General features: G+C 36.5%; 17 protein-coding genes and 1 riboswitch. Of the genes, 1 reads left to right on the top strand and 16 read right to left on the bottom strand.

Annotated elements, in window-relative coordinates:
- Positions 1–248 precede the first annotated feature (248 nt).
- Positions 249–449, bottom strand: a complete 201-nt coding sequence (locus BN1066_RS12960; protein ID WP_077321475.1) for a thiazolylpeptide-type bacteriocin — start codon at positions 447–449, stop codon at positions 249–251.
- A 69-nt stretch (positions 450–518) separates the two neighbouring features.
- Entirely contained in the window at positions 519–725 is a 207-nt protein-coding gene (locus BN1066_RS12955; RefSeq protein ID WP_077319897.1) for a thiazolylpeptide-type bacteriocin, read from the bottom strand.
- Between the two features lie 406 nt (positions 726–1,131).
- On the opposite strand from BN1066_RS12955, the gene BN1066_RS20285 reads away from it, so the two are divergent.
- Positions 1,132–1,284 carry a hypothetical protein gene (locus BN1066_RS20285; protein ID WP_179104390.1) on the top strand — a complete coding sequence of 51 codons (153 nt, stop codon included), beginning with the start codon at positions 1,132–1,134 and terminating at the stop codon, positions 1,282–1,284.
- A 1,459-nt stretch (positions 1,285–2,743) separates the two neighbouring features.
- Here the strand turns inward: BN1066_RS20285 and dhaM are convergent.
- From dhaM to BN1066_RS12880, 14 genes are all read right to left on the bottom strand, one after another.
- A complete protein-coding gene (gene dhaM / locus BN1066_RS12945) occupies positions 2,744–3,127 on the bottom strand; it encodes a dihydroxyacetone kinase phosphoryl donor subunit DhaM (protein ID WP_077319896.1) in 384 nt (127 codons plus the stop codon).
- Positions 3,124–3,750 carry a dihydroxyacetone kinase subunit DhaL gene (gene dhaL / locus BN1066_RS12940; RefSeq protein ID WP_077319895.1) on the bottom strand — a complete coding sequence of 209 codons (627 nt, stop codon included), beginning with the start codon at positions 3,748–3,750 and terminating at the stop codon, positions 3,124–3,126. The genes dhaM and dhaL overlap by 4 nt, the downstream gene beginning before the upstream one ends.
- A gap of 11 nt (positions 3,751–3,761) precedes the next feature.
- Positions 3,762–4,757 (bottom strand): dihydroxyacetone kinase subunit DhaK, encoded by a 996-nt coding sequence (dhaK, locus tag BN1066_RS12935; RefSeq protein WP_077319894.1) that lies wholly within the window; start codon positions 4,755–4,757, stop codon positions 3,762–3,764.
- A gap of 108 nt (positions 4,758–4,865) precedes the next feature.
- Positions 4,866–6,362, bottom strand: a complete 1,497-nt coding sequence (glpK, locus tag BN1066_RS12930) for a glycerol kinase GlpK (protein ID WP_077319893.1) — start codon at positions 6,360–6,362, stop codon at positions 4,866–4,868.
- A 12-nt stretch (positions 6,363–6,374) separates the two neighbouring features.
- Positions 6,375–7,211 carry an MIP/aquaporin family protein gene (locus BN1066_RS12925; RefSeq protein WP_077319892.1) on the bottom strand — a complete coding sequence of 279 codons (837 nt, stop codon included), beginning with the start codon at positions 7,209–7,211 and terminating at the stop codon, positions 6,375–6,377.
- 949 nt (positions 7,212–8,160) lie between these two features.
- Positions 8,161–10,557, bottom strand: coding sequence for a penicillin acylase family protein (locus tag BN1066_RS12920; protein WP_077319891.1), 2,397 nt, complete (start codon positions 10,555–10,557; stop codon positions 8,161–8,163).
- Between the two features lie 467 nt (positions 10,558–11,024).
- On the bottom strand, positions 11,025–12,872 hold the full coding sequence (gene asnB, locus BN1066_RS12915; RefSeq protein WP_077319890.1) for an asparagine synthase (glutamine-hydrolyzing): 1,848 nt from the start codon (positions 12,870–12,872) through the stop codon (positions 11,025–11,027).
- Between the two features lie 209 nt (positions 12,873–13,081).
- On the bottom strand, positions 13,082–14,899 hold the full coding sequence (gene opp4A / locus BN1066_RS12910) for an oligopeptide ABC transporter substrate-binding protein (protein WP_077319889.1): 1,818 nt from the start codon (positions 14,897–14,899) through the stop codon (positions 13,082–13,084).
- Between the two features lie 97 nt (positions 14,900–14,996).
- On the bottom strand, positions 14,997–15,845 hold the full coding sequence (locus tag BN1066_RS12905) for an ABC transporter permease (RefSeq protein WP_077321474.1): 849 nt from the start codon (positions 15,843–15,845) through the stop codon (positions 14,997–14,999).
- Positions 15,846–15,934: 89 nt separating this feature from the next.
- Positions 15,935–16,897: an oligopeptide ABC transporter permease gene (gene opp4B, locus BN1066_RS12900; RefSeq protein ID WP_077319888.1), complete on the bottom strand. Its 963-nt coding sequence runs from the start codon at positions 16,895–16,897 to the stop codon at positions 15,935–15,937.
- 4 nt (positions 16,898–16,901) lie between these two features.
- Complete coding sequence (locus BN1066_RS12895) at positions 16,902–17,834, bottom strand: ABC transporter ATP-binding protein (RefSeq protein WP_077319887.1); 933 nt, start codon at positions 17,832–17,834, stop codon at positions 16,902–16,904.
- Positions 17,815–18,840 carry an ABC transporter ATP-binding protein gene (locus BN1066_RS12890; protein WP_077319886.1) on the bottom strand — a complete coding sequence of 342 codons (1,026 nt, stop codon included), beginning with the start codon at positions 18,838–18,840 and terminating at the stop codon, positions 17,815–17,817. Before BN1066_RS12890 ends, BN1066_RS12895 begins: the two co-directional genes overlap by 20 nt.
- Positions 18,841–19,253: 413 nt before the next feature.
- Positions 19,254–19,361: riboswitch (SAM riboswitch) on the bottom strand.
- A gap of 1,186 nt (positions 19,362–20,547) precedes the next feature.
- A complete protein-coding gene (locus BN1066_RS12885) occupies positions 20,548–21,027 on the bottom strand; it encodes a hypothetical protein (protein WP_077319885.1) in 480 nt (159 codons plus the stop codon).
- 585 nt (positions 21,028–21,612) lie between these two features.
- Positions 21,613–23,190 carry an esterase/lipase family protein gene (locus tag BN1066_RS12880; protein ID WP_077319884.1) on the bottom strand — a complete coding sequence of 526 codons (1,578 nt, stop codon included), beginning with the start codon at positions 23,188–23,190 and terminating at the stop codon, positions 21,613–21,615.
- Between the last annotated feature and the right edge of the window lie 526 nt (positions 23,191–23,716).

Below are 23,716 nucleotides of genomic sequence, written 5' to 3'. Positions count from 1 at the left end.
TTCGTATTTAACTATTAAAAAGTTAGTTTTCAGTCAAATTGTTGGGATGAGTATTAAATCTGGTAGTAGTATGTTAGAAGTGATTTACACGCAACTCCTTTTTGTTCGGTCTAAGCAAATTGTAACAAAATAGGAGCTTGCGTGTTTTTTATTGACAAATTTTTTTAGATTCCAACATATATTGAAGAGTCAATAAGTAGACTAAGTTATTTAGAAACAGCCCCATCTAACTTCTATCCAATTACCTACTAACCACCACAACTTGCACAAGCACCACAGCTAACACACGAACATGAGCCACAGCATGATGTACTTCCAGATGAACTAGATCCACTCGTAGCTCCTGTTTCAGAAAGCATCATAGACTCAGATACTTCCATTACATCAATGGAGTCAATTTCCTCTAGGAGTGTTGAAAAATCAACTTTTTCTTTTTTTTGAACTACCATCGTTCCCACCCTACCTTTTCCTTTTAATAATATGAGTGCAGAAATCGTTCTAAAAAATGAATACACAAACTAACCACAGCTTGTACAACCACCACAGCTAACACATGAACATGAGCCACAGCATGATGTACTTCCAGATGAACTAGATCCACTCGTAGCTCCTGTTTCAGAAAGCATCATAGACTCAGATACTTCCATTACATCAATAGAGTCAATTTCCTCAAGTAAATTAGAAATATCCATCTTTGAATCTACTGCTAATTGAGCTTTTCCCATAATTTCTCCCCCCTTTTTTTTCGAATTTAAACTTTTATAATAGTATTTTATTATGTAAGTACGGTTAAAACTAAACAATTAAAAGATTCTCTAAATCTATAAAACGAAATCTCAATCTATTTACACTATTTATATTTTGAGGTTTAAGTCATCAACTATGATTTCAATTATAACTTAGAAGTATTTGATATCAACCTCTATTATCAGTTTTTTTCTTTTTTTAAAATAGTTCAGTCTTTTCATATAAGAGAAATTTATCAAATTAAATAAACTGAAATAGTTCTGAAGATTTTAAAATTATTTTACTCATTGATGTTCTATGATATGAGTTTATGGTAACATATGAATAAAATATATTACTGTAATATTTAATAAATGATTGCTATAAAAAGGGGACATTTATACGGTGAATACGAATAGGTTTTTCATTCCAGCTGGATTATTTATTGGTTTAGGCATCGGATTAGCCATAGATAAAGCGGCGGCAGGAGTGTTTATTGGCTTTGGTGGAGGTTTTCTCTTATCAGCACTTTCATCTTCTTTCCGGAAGAAAAGTTAGAATGATTTACTTCTTGGAATAATCGCGGCAAATAAAAACGGGGTTAAATTGCGAATCGACGGGATCAAAACAGCTTTGAGCAGTCAGTTGTTGATAATCAGTCGTCGATTGGTGTTTAAGTTATTAAAATACAATATCTGTTAATAGTTAATATATTTTTAGGCTCTACACTTATGTGGTGGTGTCTTTTATCCCGACAAGGTTTATAAGCAAACAAAAAAACACACGCCTTCCCCTCTCTTTTGTTAACCCTAAGTTTTCAGCAAAGGATAAAGGAGAGGAAAGCGGCAAGATCATTTTATCATAGAGTTATTAGAGATTAAAGACAAACATGTAGACGTATGGAATATAGAAAAGGATTACAATAAATGGTTGATCGAACTTTATACCGAAGTTAAAAAACAAAAATGTGCTTTAAGGAACCGACTAAGCGGATTCATAGTTATAGAATGCAGTCTATACAGGTGGCCACTCTTAGCCAATACATCTGTGAAAATTATACTAAGAAGCGTTATTTATGTACGCATTGCCATCATACGTTCTAAGAGCGATTGCAAATGGTGGATTGCTATCAGCCGACATCAACTAAAAACAAATAATTTATTCCGTGTGCCACTAATGATAAGTTTAAAGAGGATGCAGGGGGAGAAAAGTTTCAGACAGTTTATTGCAGATGTTGAAAATAAAATGAAGTGGATACGATTAAAAACTATCTACAGTCCTCCTGCGATACTGGACGTCTGGAAATAGTCGTGATGGATTTATCCAAATCCTTTAAATATGCTGTACAAAAAAGCATTGGGAAATCCATCGATCCATAGCCGATCGATTTTACGATATGAGGCAAGTAATATCAAGTGCTAGATGAAGTGCAACCTGAAGTACAAAGGGGCCTAGATAAGTCATCTCGTATAAAGATGAAAAGAAGTAAATAGCTCCAATTATAAGGTAGATGAAGAAGAAAAAGAAAAGGTGCAAAAGTTGCTTTAATAGGCTTTCGCATGAAAGAGACGTACGAGCTAAAAAATAAAGTAGATCGTTGGTTTAAGAAAAGCGACAAACATACCTAAGAGCAAATTTAGAAGTTTGTATGGAAGCCATGACAGATTTGGAAGCATTTCAACGTGTAAGAAATACATTTGAGCCCAGTAAAACAGAACTATTATACTCATTTATGGATCCATTTAATAATGGCTATATTAGAAAGAGTAAATAACACCATAAAAGTGTTAAAGCGTAATTCATTTGGAATTAAGTGTTTTAGCGAATGAAAAAGGAATATTGTGGTAACAAGAGAATAAAAAACCATCTAAGGTTCAAAAGAAATAGTGAAGTCGATTTTCCAAAATCGCATTTAACAGAAAACCATTTTTATAAATCCTAACATATATCGTAGAGACTAATTTTTATTGTTCAAAAAAGCCCTCCAATCAACAAAATCTAGAGGGCTTCTACGTTGTTATTTTTTCTCAGGAAATGAACGGATAACCGCATCATAGACATCGGCAAGCTGTTTACCCATTCCAGATTCAACTGCCGCCACATACGATCCTTCCACAATTGGCGCTTCCACTAATTTCACATCATCCCGTTCTGCCAATTCTATCGCCATTTCTGCATTCATTTTTGCACTGCCAAGATCATAAAATAACAGTACACCCATACCTTGATTTGCTTGATCAATAGCTGCAGATATTTTTTCAATACTTGTCCCAATTTCGTTTTCATCTGTTCCACCGGCTGTTTCAAGTGGTATATCCTTCATTACTTGACGAATTAATTCTTTTGTTCCTTCTGCAATTTTAGCACTATGGGAAATAAGTACGATGCCTACGTAGCTCACGCTTTGCTGTCTCCTTTCCAAATTTCTGCTAGAGCTTCAAAAATATAATAGCTTGAAGCCGCGCCGGGATCTTGATGACCTACCGATTTTTCTTTGAAATATGCCGCTCTTCCTTTTGTTGCTTTCATTTCCTTCGTTTTTTCCAACGCCATTTTAGCGGTATCTACCACTTTATCAGCAGTAATGCCCTCTTCGTGTTGAAATAGTTTAGCAATTGGTGCCCACATGTCAATCATCGTTTTTTCGCCTTCTTCTGCTTTTCCACGCTGTTTCAAGCCAGTAACGGCAGCATCTAAAGCATTTGCAAATTGCTTTACATTTATTGTTACTTCCCCTTTAATAGATGTAGATAATTTTAAAAACGCTGTTCCGAATAAAGGCCCTGAAGCACCACCAACTTTTGCCATTAGTGTCATGGCTACATCTTTCAACAGCTCCGATATATCTTTATAATCTTTACCACTTATTTTAGCCTCTACTTCTTTAAAGCCCCTTGCCATATTAATCCCATGATCGCCATCTCCAATTGGCTGATCGAGGCTAGTTAAATAATCTTTCTTCTCCTGTATTTTAGTATTAGCTAATTGCAACCATTCGATTGTTTTTTTTACATCCAATTGCATCGTAATTCCTCCTAATTTCGAAAAGCAGGCGCACTACATGGGGCATTAAGCAATGTCTTTAGTTCATCATCAAGCTGTAATACCGTTACGGAGCAGCCTGCCATTTCTAATGATGTCATATATTCGCCAACAAACGTTCTATATACGTGTAATCCAGTTTCTTTTAGTATTTGTTGCACTTTTTTATTTACAATATATAGTTCCATTTCCGGAGTAGCACCCAGACCGTTTACCATCACTGCTACTTCCTTACCTTTTGGTATTTCCATATCCGCCAAAATTCGTTCCACTAATTCAGTCGCAATATCATCAGCGGATGCTATCGGCTTTCGTTCAATACCTGGTTCACCATGGATCCCTATTCCAATTTCCATCTCATTTTCTCCTAATTGAAAACTTGGTTTGCCCGCTGCCGGTACGGTTCCAGATGTTAGCGCCATTCCCATGGAACGTACGTTAGCAACTACTTTATCAGCAACTCGCTTTATTTCCTGAAGTGTTGCTCCGCTTTCAGCCATAGCACCGGCTATTTTATGGACAAGTACTGTCCCAGCGATTCCCCTTCTGCCAGTGGTGAACGAACTATCCTCTACGGCAACATCATCATTTACGACAACTTTTTCTACTTCAATACCTTCCGCTTCAGCAAGCTCAGCAGCCATTTCAAAATTAAGAACATCTCCCGTATAATTTTTAATAACTAGAAATACTCCTTTTCCTCCATCTGCTGCTTTTATTCCTTCTAAGACTTGATCTGGTGTTGGGGAAGTAAATACCTCGCCAGCGACAGCAACATCTAGCATCCCTTTACCGACATAACCAGCATGTGCTGGTTCATGACCGCTTCCTCCCCCACTAACTAATCCAACCTTTCCTTGAACGGGTGCATCCTTCCTTGCAATAGCCAATGTCTCAGGGATGAGCTTTAACTGGGACGGATATGCAGCAATTAAGCCTTGTACCATATCCTGAACAACTTCATCTGGTTTATTAATGATTTTTTTCATATTTACATTCCTCCTTAACCCTATTGTATTATATTTTGGCTTAAGAATAAAAAGAGGTCACTCCCACCTTCTTAAGATAATCATGACCTCTATTTTCTATTCGCCTGCTTATTTAAATGCTCGGGTTGCTTCCACTGCTTTTTTCCATCCAGCATAAAGTTCATGACGCTGTTGCTTGCTCATTTTGCTATGAAATGTCTTTTCTACATCCCATTGTGTAGCAATTTCATCTTTATCTTTCCAATAACCAACTGCTAATCCAGCTAAATATGCAGCCCCCAATGCTGTAGTTTCTTGAATAACAGGGCGTTCGACTGGTACTTCGCCTAGAATATCACTTTGAAATTGCATTAGGAAGTCATTCTTTACTGCTCCGCCATCTACACGTAATGTTTTTAATTCTAAGTTTGAATCGGCAACCATTGCCTCGATAACATCTTTTGTTTGATAAGCTAGTGATTCCAATGTGGCACGAATAAAATGACCTCTTGTCGTTCCACGAGTAAGACCGAATACGGCTCCTCTAGCTTCACTATCCCAATACGGTGTACCCAATCCTACAAATGCAGGAACCATATATACACCTTCTGTGCTATCTACACTTTTCGCATAGCTTTCACTTTCCGGCGAATCTTCAATTAACTTTAGTCCATCACGTAACCATTGAATGGCAGATCCCGCTACAAATACACTCCCTTCCAATGCATATTCAACTTTCCCATTAACACTACAGGCCAAAGTTGTTAATAAGCCATGCTTTGAGGGTATACCCTCTTCACCAGTATGCATTAACATAAAGCACCCAGTTCCATATGTGTTTTTAACCATGCCTTTTTCAAAGCAAGCCTGACCAAATAGTGCAGCTTGTTGATCACCAGCAATTCCAGCAATTGGTACTTCTTCTCCAAAGAAATGATAAGAAATAGTATGGGCATATATTTCAGATGATTGTTTTACTTCGGGAAGCATACTTTTCGGTACAGTCAAAATATCTAAGAGCTCATCATCCCATTTCAAATTGTAGATATCAAACATTAATGTACGTGATGCATTGGTATAATCTGTAACATGTACTTTTCCAGCAGAAAACTTGTAAATGAGCCAGCTGTCAACCGTACCAAATAATAAATCTCCATTTTCTGCTTTTTCTCTTGCACCTTCTACATTATCTAAAATCCATTTTACTTTTGTACCAGAAAAATATGGATCGAGCAATAATCCCGTTTTTTTCCTAAACAATTCATTATATCCAGCATCCATCAATTCTTTAACAATACCCTCTGTTTGCCTGGATTGCCAAACGATGGCTCGATAGATCGGTTTTCCTGTATGCTTATCCCAAACGACTACCGTTTCTCGTTGGTTTGTAATCCCAATAGCAGCAATTTGATTAGCTTCTAGATCAGCTATTCGTAACACTTCAGCAATACAGGCAAGAACGGATGTCCAGATTTCATTAGCATCTTGCTCTACCCAACCCGGATGTGGAAAAAACTGTTCAAATTCCCTTTGTGCAGTAGCAACAATCTCTCCATTATGATTAAATATGATTGCCCTAGAACTTGTTGTGCCTTGATCAATAGATAGAATATATTTATCTTTCATTTTGTCATCCCCCTAAATAATTTCATTCTTTATTTTAGCAGAATTATCTCCCTTATTCTTTAATTCTACACTCAGTGCCCCTAAAATAAGAATAGTAATTATCCCACTTAACAGCCAAAATCCAATGGTCAACTCTCCTACGAACAATGCATCATAAAAGAAAGCTCCATAAATCCCTCCAATAATAGGTCCAACAATCGGCACCCAAGAATAGCCCCAATCGGAACTCCCTTTTCCGGGTATTGGAAGTATTGCATGAGCAATTCGCGGTCCAAGGTCACGGGCAGGATTGATTGCATATCCAGTTGGCCCTCCTAAAGACATGCCTATTGCTATAATTAATACCCCGACAACAATTGGGTTTAAACCTTCTGTAAATTCATTTGCCCCAATAAACAATAACCCCATTACGAGAACGAACGTACCAACAATTTCAGATAATAAATTGGCTAATGGACTGCGAATGGCTGGGATCGTTGCAAAAACGCCGAGCTTTGTTGCTTGGTCTTTTGTTTTTCTCCAATGGGCTAAATAATTTAAAAAGACAATCGTTGCCCCAATAATCGCTCCAATTATTTGTGCAGTAACATACATCGGTACTTTCGACCATGGAAATTCGCCAATAGCAGCAAATCCAATCGTTACTGCCGGATTAATATGGGCAGGAGAATAATTGCCAACCGCATATACTCCAAACGTGACCGCAAGTCCCCAGGCAATCGTAATAACTATCCAGCCTGCGCCTTCAGCTTTGGATGATTTTAATGTTACCCCGCCTACAACGCCACCACCAAGGATAATCAAAATCATTGTACCAATTAACTCAGCTAGAAATTCAGATTCTGCCATATGTAACACCCCTTTGTATCAGTTTGATTAATTATGAGCAAACAAAAAAGACCACACTTTTTATCCATATTTTCACCTTTGGAACATACGATAAAAAGTGTGGGTCTCCTATTCTCCGCCACATAATTAACTTATGTTTAAATATTAGCTGATGTTGAAAACGTTGTCAAGATAAAAACAATCTTTTATATGCATAACCTTGACAAGTCTTTGAACGGATTAACCTTTCTGTGGGCAGTGTTTGACTGTAAGCTATCGCTGAGGGCTTTATCATAAATGATGTTGTTGCTTCAATTACTGCCAAAAGAGGAAACGTCAAAACCTGACCCAAAAACGTGGACGTTAAATCTAAAAACGTGTATAAACAATGGCTAAAGAAACAAGCTGAAAAGGAGGTATACATATCTCTTTATAGCAGGAAAATGGAAGCACAATTAGATGTTTCTTTAGAGGTGCACCGGGTCATCCGGAGTATAGAATAACGAAGATGAAATTTTATAACACAACCTATTTAAGATGTATAGATATAGTTAATATTTGATCATGGTGGAAAAAAACTAGAATCTTATCCTATGATTTAAAAACTTCAGTCTAAACCGGAATTTGTACCCATTAGGTAAACTTCCATGGTAACAGCCAAAAATCCCGCAGGAAGCCACTCTTTGCTTACGAGGAGTTGAGGCGTTGCCCACGGAAAGTAAGTATATACGGGTGGGATTTTTTAAAGTATAATATTAAAACACTGAAAATATGAACTTTTTTAATAGGTGCTATTATGAAATTGATTCACACTCTTAAAATTAGGAAAAAATATCTATTCTCCAACTTATTTCCCGGGGAATAATATCAACTTTTCGTTTCAGCTGTGAAATCAATTGTTCTATGCTGTTTTAAAAGGACGCTATGATCTTAGCTGATTCTGTCTTTATTCTTTTTAAATACACGAAACCTAATTATCTTTTTTAGGCTGCAAAATCAATGGTTTACCTACTGTTTCATTCAGCTTAGTTATATGATAATTGCCAGTAACCCAATCCTCTAATTGATCATCATACCATTTACTTTTAATATGTCCTGACTGTCCGGGTGCAACAAGATGATATCCTTGATCCGCTTGACTCATATCAATAACAAATCGCCATGGTGCTCCGTGATTAATAATTCCCGTTTCAGAGTCATAATCTGCCGCCATTGGAGTTACACTGCTCCCATTTGACGGGATCGGACCCTTACGATTAAAAAGGAATGCTAACACAGGATGGATACTGGACAGGGGATGCTTAAACTCTACCTGGTGATAATCCCCCCACTGCCATTTTTCCGAGTTCTTTCCGTATTCCTTTTCCAGATTGGATAATGCTTGATTTAAAGATTCAGATAAAATATTTTGTAATCCGCCTTGATCATTAATCCACTGTGAAGTTTCTTCTTTTATTGCCGTTCGTAACAACTCATCGGTCGTTTGTCCCTTAGATGTGAACAAATTCATCATTGAATCCGGAATATCTTGATAAATAATGTTTTCTAATGTTTCGTACCAGTGATGAAATATTAACGGTTGCGCAGCTGTCGATAAATCTTTATAGTCCCATTTTCTTAAAAGTTCGATTGCTTGTTTCGCTTGACCTGATAAGTCGATTCCTTCTAATTCAGTAATAAACAAAGGTACGAATTCTTTAGCTTGCCTATTAAAGCTATCCATTTGCAGTTTTTTCATATCCTGTATTGTTAATCTCTCGTTCGCTTCAAGTACTTCTACTATCCGTTCATAACGATAAGGCTGTGCCCATACATTACTTATATGATAAGGATAATCATCCATTGTAACTTTATTATTTGCAGTGGCAATATAATCTTTTTCAGGATTTACGATAGTTGGAAGCTTGTCAAAAGGTATATATCCTTTCCATTCAAAATCCTTATCCCAGCCAGGAAGTGGCAATAATGCCTCCTTTCCATCTCTATAAATTGGAATATTGCCATTTGCTTTAAAGGCAATGGTTCCATCAACGGAGGCAAATACAAAGTTTTGTGCTGGAACTAAAAATTTTTCCAGTCCCTTCTCGAATTCTTGCCAATTTTCTGCCTTGTTCATTTGTAAAATTGCCTCTAACTCCGTTGTCGGCTCTAATGCTGTCCATCGCAATGATAGTACATTATCTTTTCCACTATCTTCAGCAAATTCGGAAATGACTGGACCATGCCTCGTCTCAACGACTTGATAATCAATTGTTTTCCCGTCCTTCACAGCAATGGGTTCCTTTATAACTTTTGCTTGTTCCCATTTTTCCTCATACAAATATTCTGTCGGCTGATCAGGATTTCTTTTTTCCAAATATAATTGCTGAACGTCTGGTCCGGTATTCGTTACGCCCCAGGCAATTTTGTCATTATGCCCTAAAATAATTCCTGGAACGCCTGCAAAAATCACACCACTCACTTGTTGTTGATTTGTTTTTAGTTTCATTTGAATCCAAATAGAGGGGATTGCTAATCCCAGGTGTGGATCATTTGCTAATAGCGGTAAACCCGTTTGCGTTTTTTCTCCAGAAATAACCCAATTATTACTGCCATTCAATTCATGGGGAATAATTGCTTTTTTTAAACGATCATGAACAGAAACAAATTCTTCTTCCATAATTACTGGCTTGTGACTAGGATAAGAAGGAAATAATTCATACGCTTTCTTTTCATTATAGTTTTGTAAAAGAAAATAATGAAAAGCTTGACGCTCCCAATGTCCACCCAGGTCAAACGCCATATATTTACCAATCGTTAATGAATCCAATGCCGTCCATTCTTTTGGTTCAAATCCCATTATGGTAAATTCTATTGGCAAACGACTATCTTCCTTTGCTTGGTTAATATACGCATTTATGCCTTCTGCAAAAGCATGTAAAATCTCCTTTGCTTCCTCACTGTAAACGTCATATGATTGTGCTGCAGCTCGGCGTAACCCTACCGTTCGAAAATATTTATCCTGATCCACAGCTGCTTCCCCGACAACTTCACTTAATGTACCAGAGGCTTGTCTACGCGACATTTCCATCTGGAACAAGCGATATTGTGCTTGTACATATCCTTGTGCCATATATAAATCATAATCATTTTTAGCGTTTATTTGTGGTACACCCTGTTCATCCGTTATGATTTCAACCTCCTTTTTCAACATTGGGAGTTCAATGGTACCTTCTATTTGTTCAACCGGTTTCTTTGTGTATTCGTTCCCATATAAAGCAAGTAAAAACAATAAAACTGCCAACATACCACTAATAATAATAACCCACTTTTTTTTAACTCGTTTCTTTCCTATTTCTGTTTGTTTATCCAATACACGCTCTGCCATACCCTTCCTCCTTGCTTATTTTCCGCTTTAATGTCTTCCCCCCTCTTTATTTAATATATTCTGTAAAATAATGAACTATGTTCGTAAAAAAATATCCCGTATCACCTTTAAAAGATACAGGATAACTGATTTTCATATCATATTGTTTATCTGGTAAAACATCCATATAACATTTATTCAGAACTCTAAAAAAGCTTGTGTAAAGCTCAAAAAGCTCTCTAAAAAATCTAGTAAAATCTTTCATTGTCTTCATTTATTGCTATTCAAGTATTAAGCTACATAAAATAAAACTTCCATCAGTGGGAGATTTCTCTTATCCTCTACTGATGGTTAGTTCCTTAATGGTATGACCTAAAGGCCTTTAAACCAATCGGACATTTGACTTTCAGTTAGATGTGGGATAAATTGTTGGCATTGAATCTTCTCAAAAACGGCTTCAACTTTTTTCCCTAATTTGTATCTCTCTATCAGTCTACTATATTAATATCATAGATGCGTAACCAATAATCAATTTGACACAGGTGGGCAATTAATTGTGGTCCTTTCATTAACTGTCCATACCAAGGGTCCTTAAACTCTTTGCCTTCACTTTCTAAAATCGCTTCTACCTTGTCTTTCTTTAAAAACTCAAATAAGCGCGCATCTTTATCATTGATAATCTCATGCATCCAAGCTTTTACTGCATTCGTATATTCTGGTTGAAATGTTTTAGGAAAAGGGCTTTTTTTACGATATAAAACATCATCTGGTAAAATACCCTCCATCGCTTTTCGCAAAATTCCTTTTTCCTGCCCACCCATCATTTTCATTTCCCATGGAATATTCCATACGTACTCAACTAATCGATGATCTGCATAAGGAACTCTTACTTCTAAACTGGCACCCATACTCATCCGATCTTTACGGTCAAGTAACTGTGCCATAAACCAATTCATATTTAAATAGAATAGCTCTCTTCGTCGTGCATCAATATCAGATTCCCCTTCTAAGCGCGGCGTTTCGCCTAACGTTTCTTTATACCGCTGATAAACATATTCCTTCAACTTTAACTTTTTACTCCATTTTTCATGGAGTAAGTCTATCCGTGATTCTAATGACCGAATCCACGGAAATCCTGTTCCTGCTGCAGTTGACGGATCATGAAACCATGGATAGCCTCCAAATATTTCATCGGCACACTCTCCAGAAAGACTTACGGTCGCATGCTTTTTAATTTGTTTGCAAAACCAGAGCAGCGATGAATCGATATCTGCCATTCCTGGCTGATCTCGTAATGTTACCGACTCTTTTAAATGCTCGGCAAGTTCTTCTCCGGTAATCACTTCATTATAATGTTTTGTAGTAAATTCCTTAGCCATCAACTGAATAAAAGGTTGATCCATAGAAGGCTGAAATTTACTCACTTTAAAATATTGTTCATTACCTTCATAATCAACAGAAAATGTGGTTAACACACCTCTGCGTTTAGCTTGTAAATAATTAGCAGCAATTGCTGTAATCGCACTGGAATCCAGTCCCCCTGATAAAAACGTAGAAACTGGTACGTCTGCTACCAGTTGTCGCTGTACGGCATCGATAAACAACTCCCTTACCGTTTGTACCGTTTCCTGTTCCGAATCCGTATGCTTACAGCTTTTGACATTCCAATATCGCCACGTTTTTAAACCATTTTTGGAAAACGTAAGTGCATGACCTGCCCGCAATTCTTGCATATTTTTAAAGAGACCGTGTCCCGGTGTTCTTGATGGACCCAAGCCGAAAACCTCTGCCAAACCGGTGGAATCTATCTCAGCCTTTACAGCTTGATGAGCAAGTACAGCTTTTAACTCCGAACCAAAAATAAATTGACCTGATTTTTCTTGATAAAATAATGGCTTGACCCCTAACCGATCCCTGGCTAAAAATAACTGGGCTTTTTGCCCATCCCAAATAGCAAAAGCATAAATCCCATTCAAATAGTCAACACATGATTCTTTCCACTCCAAATAAGCAGTAAGTAACACTTCCGTATCAGAAGTCGTCGTAAAGGAATAACCTTTATTTCTCAATTCATTGCGAAGTTCTTCTGTATTATACAGCTCGCCATTATATATGAGGGTATAGGTGAATCCATCCTTAATACGCTGCATTGGCTGTTTTCCACCCTCCATATCAATAACAGACAGACGCTTATGACCAAAAGCGACATGTTGATTCATCCACGTATTTGTTTCATCTGGGCCACGATGGGCTAATGTTTCTGTCATATTTACAAGCATCTGTCTATTTCTTCGCACATCGTTCTGCCAATCCATATATCCCGTAATTCCACACAAAATCTGTCACCCTCCCTGGAAGCATAAAAACTAGCTTACAAAACAGTTTATGCGGAAAATGTCAGCAGTATGCCTTTCATGGATTGGGGCCATATTCCAGAAGAACAAAAGCTAGAAGGGCTCGAATAGCAGCGGACAAACGGAAAGTTTCCTGAGCAATAAAAATAGGCAGTCTGTCGAATATTACAAACAGACTGCCTAAATATATGTTATTCTGCTTTCATTGGTTCTTCTTTGGTTACAGCAATTTCATGCCGCTTTAATCCATAATACTCTATTGTATAATTTAAAACACGATTATTAACAGGTACGACGACAGCGCGATAATGGGTTGGAATAACTGGAACTTCATCTACCATTAATTGCTGCCATTCTTTATACACTTTCTGACGATACTTTTGATCCATCGCTTTTTCGGATGCACCTTCAGCTAACAACTTATCATTTTCTTCACTTGCATAACGCGTATAGTTAAATAATGCATCGCGACCGTATAAACCAGCAGGATTCACATCTGTTGCTACGCCCCATGCCGCCATATAAACATCAATCTTCGGATCATCTTCTCCAGTATTGCCGATTCGATCATAAAAGGAGTTAAATTCATGCAAGCGACCGTCCAGCAATTGTACATTTAGCCCTACTTCTTTCCAAGCCTGAATATAATAATTAGCAACTGGTTCAGCAGTATCCCCACCGGACATCGAAGCGAAGTTAATCACTAGTTCTTCCCCATCCGGATTTTCTCGCATACCATCGTTATTTACATCCTTATAGCCTGCCTCATCCAAAATTTTCTTTGCTTTTTCCGGATCATATGCTAGTCCCGGGTTTTCTTGATCATGGAAGTTCGGATGTGACGGTGGAATTAAGGTAGTAGCATTCCAGCGTAAACCATTATAAAACTGTTTTCCCACAGCTTCGTTGTCAATCGCATGCCACATCGCCTTACGCAAATTCACATCTGCCATTTTCTTATTCGGGTCAGGCTTGACTTCTTTCTTCTTTTTATCCCATGTTCCTAATTTAAAGCCAATATAGGAATAAGCCATGTCAATATTTCCTAAAAACTCAACATTTGACATATTGGCGTTATCCGGATATTGATCAACTGGAAATTTATCAACTGTGTCCACTTCTCCCGTTTTCAACGCTTGGACAACCGTTTTTGGATTTACTACTTTAACCGTCACCTTATCTAATTTCGGTTCTCCCTGCCAGTAATCTTCGTTTTTCGTAAGCACGACAGCTTCTCCCGGAGTAATACTCTCTACTTTAAACGGACCAAAGCCAATTGGCTTTTCCCGTACTTCTGGTGATTCAGTCATTTTTGCTACCGGAATATCCTTAAAAATATGTTTCGGTAAAGCATAAGACCAAATACCTCCACTTAATAAAGACGGTGATGCTTGTTTATACGTTATTTTCAATGTTTTGTCATTGATCACTTCAATCCCTGAAATAGAATCCGCTTTGCCACTATGATACTCTTCCATTCCTTCAATAATGGTAAAATCTTCACCATAGCGAACACCCGTATAATCGGGATCTGCAATAACTTCATGGGCAAAGGCCCAATCTTCGGCAGTTACCGGTTTTCCATCATGCCAATTCACATTATCCCGAATCTTAAAAGTAAACACTTTCCCACTGTCGTCTATTTCAAATGTTGCAGCTCCATCTTGTGTTAAATTATGATTTTTATCAGCAGCTAATAACGACTCATCAAACCATTTGATAATTTCATCATCATGTTCACCTGAGTAAAAATTAAAGTTTAATAATCCCTCAAAAGCCGTATCTGTAACGAGACCGTATTTAAAATGACCTCCGTCTATCGCTTCACCTTCATTTTTCTTCTCTACATTAAAATCCTCAATCGAAAATACTTGTTCACCGTTTTTTTCTGACTTCTTATCGCCAGATTTGTCTGACTTGCTTTTATCATCGCTGTTACATGCTACTAGAGCAAGCAATAATCCTAGCATACATGCATATAGCATGAAACGCCAATTTCTTTTTTTCATAAAATAAACCTCCTTTTTTAATTCACGTCATGTTGACGTCATCTATACTTAACATCATCCTATGATGTAAGTAGCTTAAAAAATTACGTGTTTTTTATCAGCCTCTACGTTGTCGGGCATCCGTTGCACGTTTTAAAGCCTCTCCAACATTTCGAACAGCCAACATCAATAGGAAAACCATTACCGCAGCCGGCAACCAAATCCACCATCTTAACTCTAACGTTTGTGGATTTCGCGCATATCCTAACAATGTCCCGAGACTTGGAGTTGATTCAGGAAATCCAAAACCTAAAAAGGAAAGCCCGGATTCCAGACCAATATTAGCAGCTAAGTTTAACGTCATCGTTACTATGATAATTGAACTTAAGTTTGGTAGTACTTGCGTAAACATAATCTTCCAATCTGGTGTACCTAATGTTTTGGAAGCTTGGGCATAGTCCAACTCTCTTTCTTGCAATGCCTTTGAACGAATTAAACGAGCTATTCCCATCCATAAAAAAGCTGTCATAATTAAAGAAAATGACCATATGCTATACTTGGGCACAATTGCTACAAATACAATAACAATCATTAAAAAGGGTAAGATTAAGAAGAAATCAACAATTCGCATCATTATATTGTCGATGGTTCCACCATAATAACCAGAAACCAATCCATAAACAACACCAATACTCCCTGTCATCAATGTTACTAATATACCAATTGATAAAGAGTTGCGTGTTCCGATAATGAGCTGTCCAAAGATATCCCGTCCACCATAATCGGTTCCCAGCCAAAATTCAGAAGACGGAGGTTGGTTAATGGCAAATAAATCAACTTTAACAATTTCCTCTTGGTTTAAAAATAAAGAAATACCATAGACAAATGCTGTAATGATCACAAGAAATAATAATGAAAGAAGTGCAATTTTATCCCGGACAATTTCTCGCCAAATAATGCTTATCATCGAAGGGGCTTTTTCTGTATCTGTATGAATAATGTTGATGTTTGTATGTTCCAAACCATATCACCTCCATGTTAGATAACCAAATAAATTTACTTAATTCGTATCCTAGGATCCACTAAACTTAAAATAATATCTGATAAAAGCGCACCTAAAATAGAAGCAATTCCGAATAATAAGACAACAGATGTTACGACACTATAATCGCGTTGTAAGACAGATTCCATAAATAATAATCCCATTCCGGGATAACTATAAATCGTCTCAATAAAAACAGTTCCACCAATTAAGCCAGTAATTTCAAAGCCAAAATATGCGGCTATTGGCAGTAAAGAGTTTCGCAAAATATGCTTGTTATAAACTCGTGACTCCGAAGCACCTTTAGCTCGGGCTGTGATGATAAAGTCTTTTTGTTTCGTGTCAATAATTTCACTTCGCAAATACTGTACTGTATTTACAGTCGTAATTAATGCCATAGAAATTGCAGGCAATAATAGATGATTAAACTTGCTCATGATATAAGCAAATGACCCGGGCTCTAACCCTGGCTCAACGCTTCCGCCTGTAGGAAACCAGCCAAGTGTATACCCAAATAGCCACAGCATGACAAGTGCAAAAATAAATAACGGTGTTGCAAACCCAATATACGTATATCCGGAGATTAATTGATCACGTAAAGTATCATTATAACGACCGCTTATAATACCAAGAGGAATAGCTATAATATAAGTGAAAATTAACGTTACTAAAGAAAGCCAAAAGGTATTAACAAGTCGCTCTCCAATTAATTTTTCAACCGGCATTTTAAAGCGAAAAGATTGCCCTAAATCTCCTTGCAAGGCTGAAGTAAACCAATCAGCATATTGCTCATACCAAGGATCATTAAGTCCCAATTTTTCCCGTTGCTCTTCCATAGCAGCTGGATCGATATTCGGATCGATTAAACCTGATAATGCATCTCCAGGCATCATTTGTGCCATAATAAAAACTAATACACTTAACAAAATGATTTGCGGCATCGTAATCAATAGTCGTCTAACAGTAAATTTCCACATGTTATCAACCTTTCTGCGGCAAAGCTACTAAATGAGTATTGGATATACTCCGTAAACCGTAAGCCAAGCCTTCATGATCAAAATAATCATCATAATGTTTCTTATATTCTTTTTCTACTTCATCTCGCCATTTCTGTAGTTTTTGTCGCTTAAAAGGATCGATATCCGGAATCGCCGCAATGAGACGTTTTGTATAAATATGTTGAGGATTATAAAAAATGTCATCCCTAGAACCCTCTTCTACATAACGTCCTTTGTACATGATGCCTATTTCATCACACATATGTTTTACAATACCTAGGTCATGACTAATGAAAAGATACGTTAAATTTAAATCCTTTTGAATATCCTTTAGAAAATTTAGAACTTGAGCTTGAACCGATACATCCAGAGCAGATACTGGCTCATCTGCTATAATTAATTTTGGCTTTAATGCAATCGCTCGGGCAATTCCAATTCGTTGCCGTTGTCCACCTGAAAATTGGTGTGGATATTTAAAAATGCTTTCTGGGCTTAAGCCAACATGTTCCAGCAATTCTTGTACTCGTTTTCTTTCTTCCACTTTTGATAATCTTTCAAAGTTGCGTAGCGGTTCTGCAACAATATCGAATACTCTTTTTTTGGGATTTAAGGAAGAGTAAGGATCTTGAAAGATCATCTGAATTTCTTTCCGAATATCCCTTCGGTTTGATCTTAAGTTCGTTAAATCAACACCAGAAAATCGTATATTTCCGCTCGTGACATGATTTAATCCAATAATCGCACGTCCTGTTGTTGTTTTACCTGATCCTGATTCACCTACAAGACCATATGTTTTTCCTTGTTCAATAGAAAATGAAACTCCGTCTACAGCCTTGATCTCGTCAATTTTCCGATTTAAGACTCCTCCTCGAATTGGAAAATGGACTTTTAAATCTTTAACTTCTAAAAGTGCCATTACCAAACACCTCCTTATTTTGTTCCTCTGGGAAGTAAAAGTGTTGATAACACGTACAGCGAACAAAATGATCAGGAGCGACTTCACGCAATTTCGGGTCCGATTCGTGAGCTGTTCTCTCTACCCACGGAATTCGTGCAGCAAACCGACACCCTTCACGCGGTAGATTTTGCAAGGAAGGTACAATTCCTTGAATAACATGAAGCTTATCGTTTACTTGATCTGTATTTGGTATGGAGTTTAACAACGATCTAGTATATGGATGTAGAGGGTTTTTAAACAGTGTTTGTACATTTGCTACTTCAACAACTTGCCCTGCATACATTACTGCTACACGATCTGCCATCTCTGCCACAACCCCTAAATCATGGGTTATTAAAATGATACCTGTGTTCATCTTGTCTTTTAAATCATTGATTAAACGTAATATTTGAGCTTGAATGGTTACGTCTAAAGCTGTTGTAGGTTCATCAGCAATTAGTAATTTTGGTTTATTTGAGATAGCAATTGCAATCATAACCCGCTGTCGCATTCCACCTGATAATTGATGGGGGTATTGTTCACATGTATACGTTGGTCTAGGTATACCAACTTGTTTTAGTAAGTTAATAACCTGATCTTGGCGCTCTTGCTTCGTTAGTTCCTTATTGTGGAGTAATAATGCTTCACCTATTTGTTCCCCAACAGTCATCAATGGATTTAATGCTGTTAAAGGATCTTGAAAAATCATAGCCATGTCATTACCTCGGAGCTTATTTAATTTTGCATTTGGTAAATGAACAATATCTTGGCCATGGAAGTAAATATTTCCTTCTATCTTTGCTCGATTATGTAATCTCATTATCGAGAATGCTAAAGCACTTTTTCCAGAACCAGACTCACCTACAATCGCCATCGTCTCATTTTTATTTACTAATAAAGAGACATCGTCCACTGCAGCATAATAATGATCTTTAATTCTGAAAGAAGTTTTTAAATTTTTGATTTCTAATAAATTATTGCCCATGTTGATCCCTCCTTTTTAAATTAGTAGCATTAACCATATTCTTTATTATTTCGGAATTTTTCGACCTATATAATTATAAAAATAACTGTCAACTTTAAAACAAACAGACCAAACCTAAATTTTTAAAATAATCTAAAAATGGAATAGTATATCATATGCTGCTTTTTAAAAAAAGCTACATTCTTAAAAAATCTAACTCATTTGCGTTAATTGTCTGAAAATTAAAGCTATAAGCCATTTGCAGTCATTCATTGGCATTTAAATCCCAAAATAATTAAAAGACTAAAGTATAAAAACCCATTCTAGTTTTATAGTCTAGTTCGGTGCTAAATGTTTAGCTTTACTTGTCATATAAAAACAAAATACCCCCCCTTGTATATTTTCAAGAAGAGATACCATTTCATTGGGGTCTCCTCTTATTTATCAAGCATAAAATGCTTGTTGGACTTGGCACAGGAATAGTATCATTCCCGTTGCCGAGGTTTCTTTGGGCCAATTCCCTCCACCTCTCTTAATAAGAAGTATTGTATATTAAATTATTGTTACTATAGTATTACTTATTTTATTTTCTGTCAAATAGTATTTTTGTATTATCTTACTTTTTTCCTAATTAATATCATTTTATTTAAAATTAATAGTCTAGTAAGCATGATTATATTAAAATGCGTCTTGCAACATATTTGCAACAAAAATGTAAGACTATACTTTAATACAGACGAATAATATTATAGTTTTCAAGTAACATTGGAATAAAGTGAAACTTCATTCCGTGGAATGTTTTTTACACGGAATGTTAGTTGAACGAATCGGGTATTTAGATGCCGTTTTTCTCATCATGTCGTAACATTAATAGCACATTTTGAAATGAGAAAAATACGACATCTTACATGCGGGATAAATCTTCAATACAAGGGGAACAATGAAAGCGGTTATTTTAGCTAGGGGAAAATGATTCCAGACTTTCTTCAAGCACGGATAGTATAAATAAGCATTTAAAACCGATGATTTATTACCCTTTATCTGATTTCATGATAATTTATTAGAAAAACTAGAAAATTCAGTGAAACAACTCTATATGATCCTGGAAACTCTTATAGAGATTCTACAGTTGAGGCAGATATGTTCGTTAACAGCTTTGGTATCATGTAAAGAAGATTGAACATTTAAATATAGATACAAATGCACGAAAGGATTTAGGAATAGGCTAAATTTTTTCTACTGTTCCAATTGTTCATGCAAACGAGCTTAGTCTTTCTTTAGAGTGAATGTTTAATCACAAAGAGGCAATATGAATATCTGACTTTATCAGGTATCGTAAATATAATTCGGAAGGCATTTTGACACGTAGAAAAGGAGTAAATGTACGTTTTTAGGTTAGAAAAACTTGGCTTATCGCCCAATCTTTAAAAGCTATCGTTTTTTTATACAATAAAGTGAAACTTCATTCCGTGGAATGCGTTTTACACGGAATGTTAGTACCACAAGGGTATGACCTAAAGGCCCTTGAACCAATCGGGCATTTAGGTGCCGTTTTCTCCCACTTTGACCCATTGTATCAACTCAAGATTTTGAAGCAGGAGTCTTACGGCATTTACATGCGGGATAAAGCCTAAAGTTTTATAATTTTCTATAGCGAAAAGGAAACGTTTACATTAATGAAGAAACTAGACAAAAAATAGCCCTGAATTTCCACCGCTCCCCATTTTTTTACTCACTCTCGTGACTGCTTTCACCGACATTTTTATAATCCCATAAAACCGACCATTCTCCTTCTACCTCCGTCATATATACATCTTGAACGATTGTAATATTTCCATATTTCCCATTAAAATGTTGTGATACTGTAATTCGGTACACAGTTGGTATCGGCTCGGCATCCGTTGTTGGAGCCCAATCCTTTATTTTTTCCACCTCACCAAAGCTATAGGTAAAGTACAATACACCAAAATAGTTCATAATTGCTTCTGAGCGATCTTGTATATAGGTATCTTTCGCAAATTTATCTTTCATAATGGGATGGAGCATTTCCCATGATTTCGAAAAAGCCCCTTGCTGTTCATATGTAAAAAATTCTTCGCAAGCTTCTTCTGCTTGATTTTCAGGAGATGATTTTACTATAAGATAAGCCAATATCACTAAAATACTAACCATAATAATTCCAAATAATAGAATGACTCGTTTGTTCATCGCGCTCCCCCATCTCCTGATAATTCTTATACTAGCTTATTCGGAACAGCTTGCAATTATTAACATTTGTCAAGCATAAGGATGGAGAAAACCCGCTCAACGTTTGCGCTGAAGTTTTTAGAAGTTTCCTAGTTTTAACTGCGAGTCACCTATTATATTCAAGGCTGCCTTTTTCTTTCTTCTAACTATTATTCCCTTTTTTCTTAGGTTTTTATTAGCTTGAATTTATGTACTTGTACCTCTTAAGTTAGCATTCCTTAAAGTTCATTTTCACTAGTCTGTTTGGTACAGATTATCGTATTTAAACTCTATTTTTGTGTATTTACAAAAATACTTGCTTAACAAAAAAACTGGTGACACGACTTAGAGAACATAACAGCTTTTCATTGTGAATGAACTGTTGGAAAATGTCCTTTTCATAATAATTAATCATTTCATGTTTATCAGTTACCGTTGTTATCTCTAAAAATACAGTCCTTGAAATTGCCGCTAAAAAAGAATCGCAAGCTGTAATGATTATATATTTCTACTATTATTCATTACAGCTTGCATTGTAAGCATTAGAAGATCTTTTATACTTCCGCCTTAATCAGACAAGTAAACAGAATCGATAATCGTACGTTTGAATGGTGATCCTGAAGCTGTTTCACCTTTAATGTCAATCGTAATATTATAAGCACGATTCTTTTTTAAATGCGAGAGTTCTTCTGATAAATTAATAGTTCCCTTCGTTTTCCATGTCGAAACATTATTCTTCTTTCCTGATTCAATTACCGTATAAACAGCTTCAATACTATCTTCTTTAACATAAGATTTATCCGCCTTTAGTTGGTATTTTCCAGAGATATTTTTATCTTGATTGACATGTGAAATAATTTTCTTGTCATTTGCTTTGCTAAACTGAACATGGAGCAAATAAGCATTTTCTTCAGGACTTTGCATTTGTATCGACCAATCCCCTTGTGGAGGGTCATCTACTTCAATATTATAGGCTGTTACACCATCAAAAACGCCCGTTTCTTCCATTGTCGCAACTTGATTTGCTGAATAAGCATTGCCCTTAGGATCTACAAGCTGTACGTCAGTTAGTTGGTATCCTGTGTATAATTGTAATGTCATCTTATCTACATCCGTTTCAATTGGAAAAACTTGTTTCGCTTGCTTACCCTTGGTTAATTTATTTCCATGAATATACCGGTCAGCATCAGGGACATTCGTGTGCATCAAGTTAGATTTACTCTGATTTCTATTCTTCATATCTGCTGAAATATAATTTTCAATCACAGGAAAGATAATATTACTGCGAATGGAGACGTGATTCCAATCACCGATCCCGATTTCTTGACCCTTCGGCAAACGGGTACTTACTGCTGTAACTACTCCATCATTTTCACCATAACTGGATAAATAAACGCCGCCAAACCAAGTTGCAGAAAATATATTTCCCCAATCTTTTCCGCCAACTGTGTAAAAATCATTTACGTACGCATACGGTTTGTCATCAGTGATTGAGCGAAAATATTCCATATAACCTGTTTCTACTGCCGATGTACCTTCCCCTCGCAAACCTAATAGTTTCGCTAACCAGCCAGCCCAGTTACTATTTGCTAAATCCGCTAATTCTGACCCATAGTGAGGACTAGATAATGTAATTATATTGTCAACATATCGCCATGCTCCATAATACGTAACCGCTGCTTGTGTATCTACTCCCCCCTTACTGTAGGCTATGACTGTAATCGGCTTACCATTAAAATACGCCGATATCTCTTTAATTTTTTCGGCAAGTAATTTTCCATTATCCCACATATCCGCCGAGGCCCCACCTGCATCATAAAGCTGAATAAAAGCAGTTTCATACCCCGCTTCATTTGCTGCTGAATACAAGCCATTTTCTTCCCAAAAAGTTTGTGCAACACCATTTAAACCAGGGACAAACAATAAAACCGGAGCATTTGGTTGTGGATCAGCCGGCGATTCCCCTACAAACCATTCACCGGGTGTTTCATTATTTCCATTCCCTCCCTTCCCCATTATCAAGTGCTCTTTTTCTTTGCTAACCAATTTTGGCTCAGCCAAACCTTCTGATTGGGCAATTACATAAGATGGAATGGATGCGACAAACAATCCTAAAAGAAACAAGATGAACAATCGTTTTGTCATTTGGTTCTCCTCCATTTAATTTGTAATTATATTTAAACATCATTTAAAATGATGGAATTGTCAGACAAATTATGTTTTTTTATACATATATAATTTTCAGGTTGTTTAAGACAGACATCAAAGTAAATCCTTTCCTTGTGGTTTTTCATTTCATGAGGAATTGTTAGTGGAAACTTCAGACAACTTTTTTTAACTGGCATTTAAATCTATTATAAATAAACCTAGATATTTAAAATGCATGGAGGAGATGACAGTTAAAGAAGACTTGAAACCCCAATAAAACAGAGAGTCTTTTATAGAATTCTAGTTAGGTCAAACACAGTCCATTTCGTTATATTTTTTTGTTTTATCTATAATCCTGAATTACGAAAGTAAAATCTAGTAACTAAACAAAAAGGACTTCAGCCCTTGTTATAATTGAGTTGCTAAAACTAAAATTCCAAATAAAGGAGCATCTTTAAGGTGAAGTTTACCACAAAACTATCAAATATTAAAGTTAGCTTTAATTTAAGAGTCTATTAAGTAT

Source organism: Virgibacillus proomii (assembly GCF_900162615.1).
Taxonomy (GTDB): Bacteria; Bacillota; Bacilli; order Bacillales; family Amphibacillaceae; genus Virgibacillus; species Virgibacillus proomii.
Note: the sequence above shows the minus strand (reverse complement) of the source record. Positions and strands in the feature narration are given on the sequence as shown.

Bases quoted from the DNA above. Each gene is read 5' to 3' on its own strand.
- BN1066_RS12960 (WP_077321475.1), bottom strand. From the start codon at position 449: ATGGTAGTTCAAAAAAAAGAAAAAGTTGATTTTTCAACACTCCTAGAG.
- BN1066_RS12955 (WP_077319897.1), bottom strand. From the start codon at position 725: ATGGGAAAAGCTCAATTAGCAGTAGATTCAAAGATGGATATTTCTAAT.
- dhaL (WP_077319895.1), bottom strand. From the start codon at position 3,750: ATGCAATTGGATGTAAAAAAAACAATCGAATGGTTGCAATTAGCTAAT.
- dhaK (WP_077319894.1), bottom strand. From the start codon at position 4,757: ATGAAAAAAATCATTAATAAACCAGATGAAGTTGTTCAGGATATGGTA.
- glpK (WP_077319893.1), bottom strand. From the start codon at position 6,362: ATGAAAGATAAATATATTCTATCTATTGATCAAGGCACAACAAGTTCT.
- BN1066_RS12925 (WP_077319892.1), bottom strand. From the start codon at position 7,211: ATGGCAGAATCTGAATTTCTAGCTGAGTTAATTGGTACAATGATTTTG.
- BN1066_RS12920 (WP_077319891.1), bottom strand. From the start codon at position 10,557: ATGGCAGAGCGTGTATTGGATAAACAAACAGAAATAGGAAAGAAACGA.
- opp4A (WP_077319889.1), bottom strand. From the start codon at position 14,899: ATGAAAAAAAGAAATTGGCGTTTCATGCTATATGCATGTATGCTAGGA.
- BN1066_RS12905 (WP_077321474.1), bottom strand. From the start codon at position 15,845: ATGATAAGCATTATTTGGCGAGAAATTGTCCGGGATAAAATTGCACTT.
- opp4B (WP_077319888.1), bottom strand. From the start codon at position 16,897: ATGTGGAAATTTACTGTTAGACGACTATTGATTACGATGCCGCAAATC.
- BN1066_RS12895 (WP_077319887.1), bottom strand. From the start codon at position 17,834: ATGGCACTTTTAGAAGTTAAAGATTTAAAAGTCCATTTTCCAATTCGA.
- BN1066_RS12890 (WP_077319886.1), bottom strand. From the start codon at position 18,840: ATGGGCAATAATTTATTAGAAATCAAAAATTTAAAAACTTCTTTCAGA.
- BN1066_RS12885 (WP_077319885.1), bottom strand. From the start codon at position 21,027: ATGAACAAACGAGTCATTCTATTATTTGGAATTATTATGGTTAGTATT.
- BN1066_RS12880 (WP_077319884.1), bottom strand. From the start codon at position 23,190: ATGACAAAACGATTGTTCATCTTGTTTCTTTTAGGATTGTTTGTCGCA.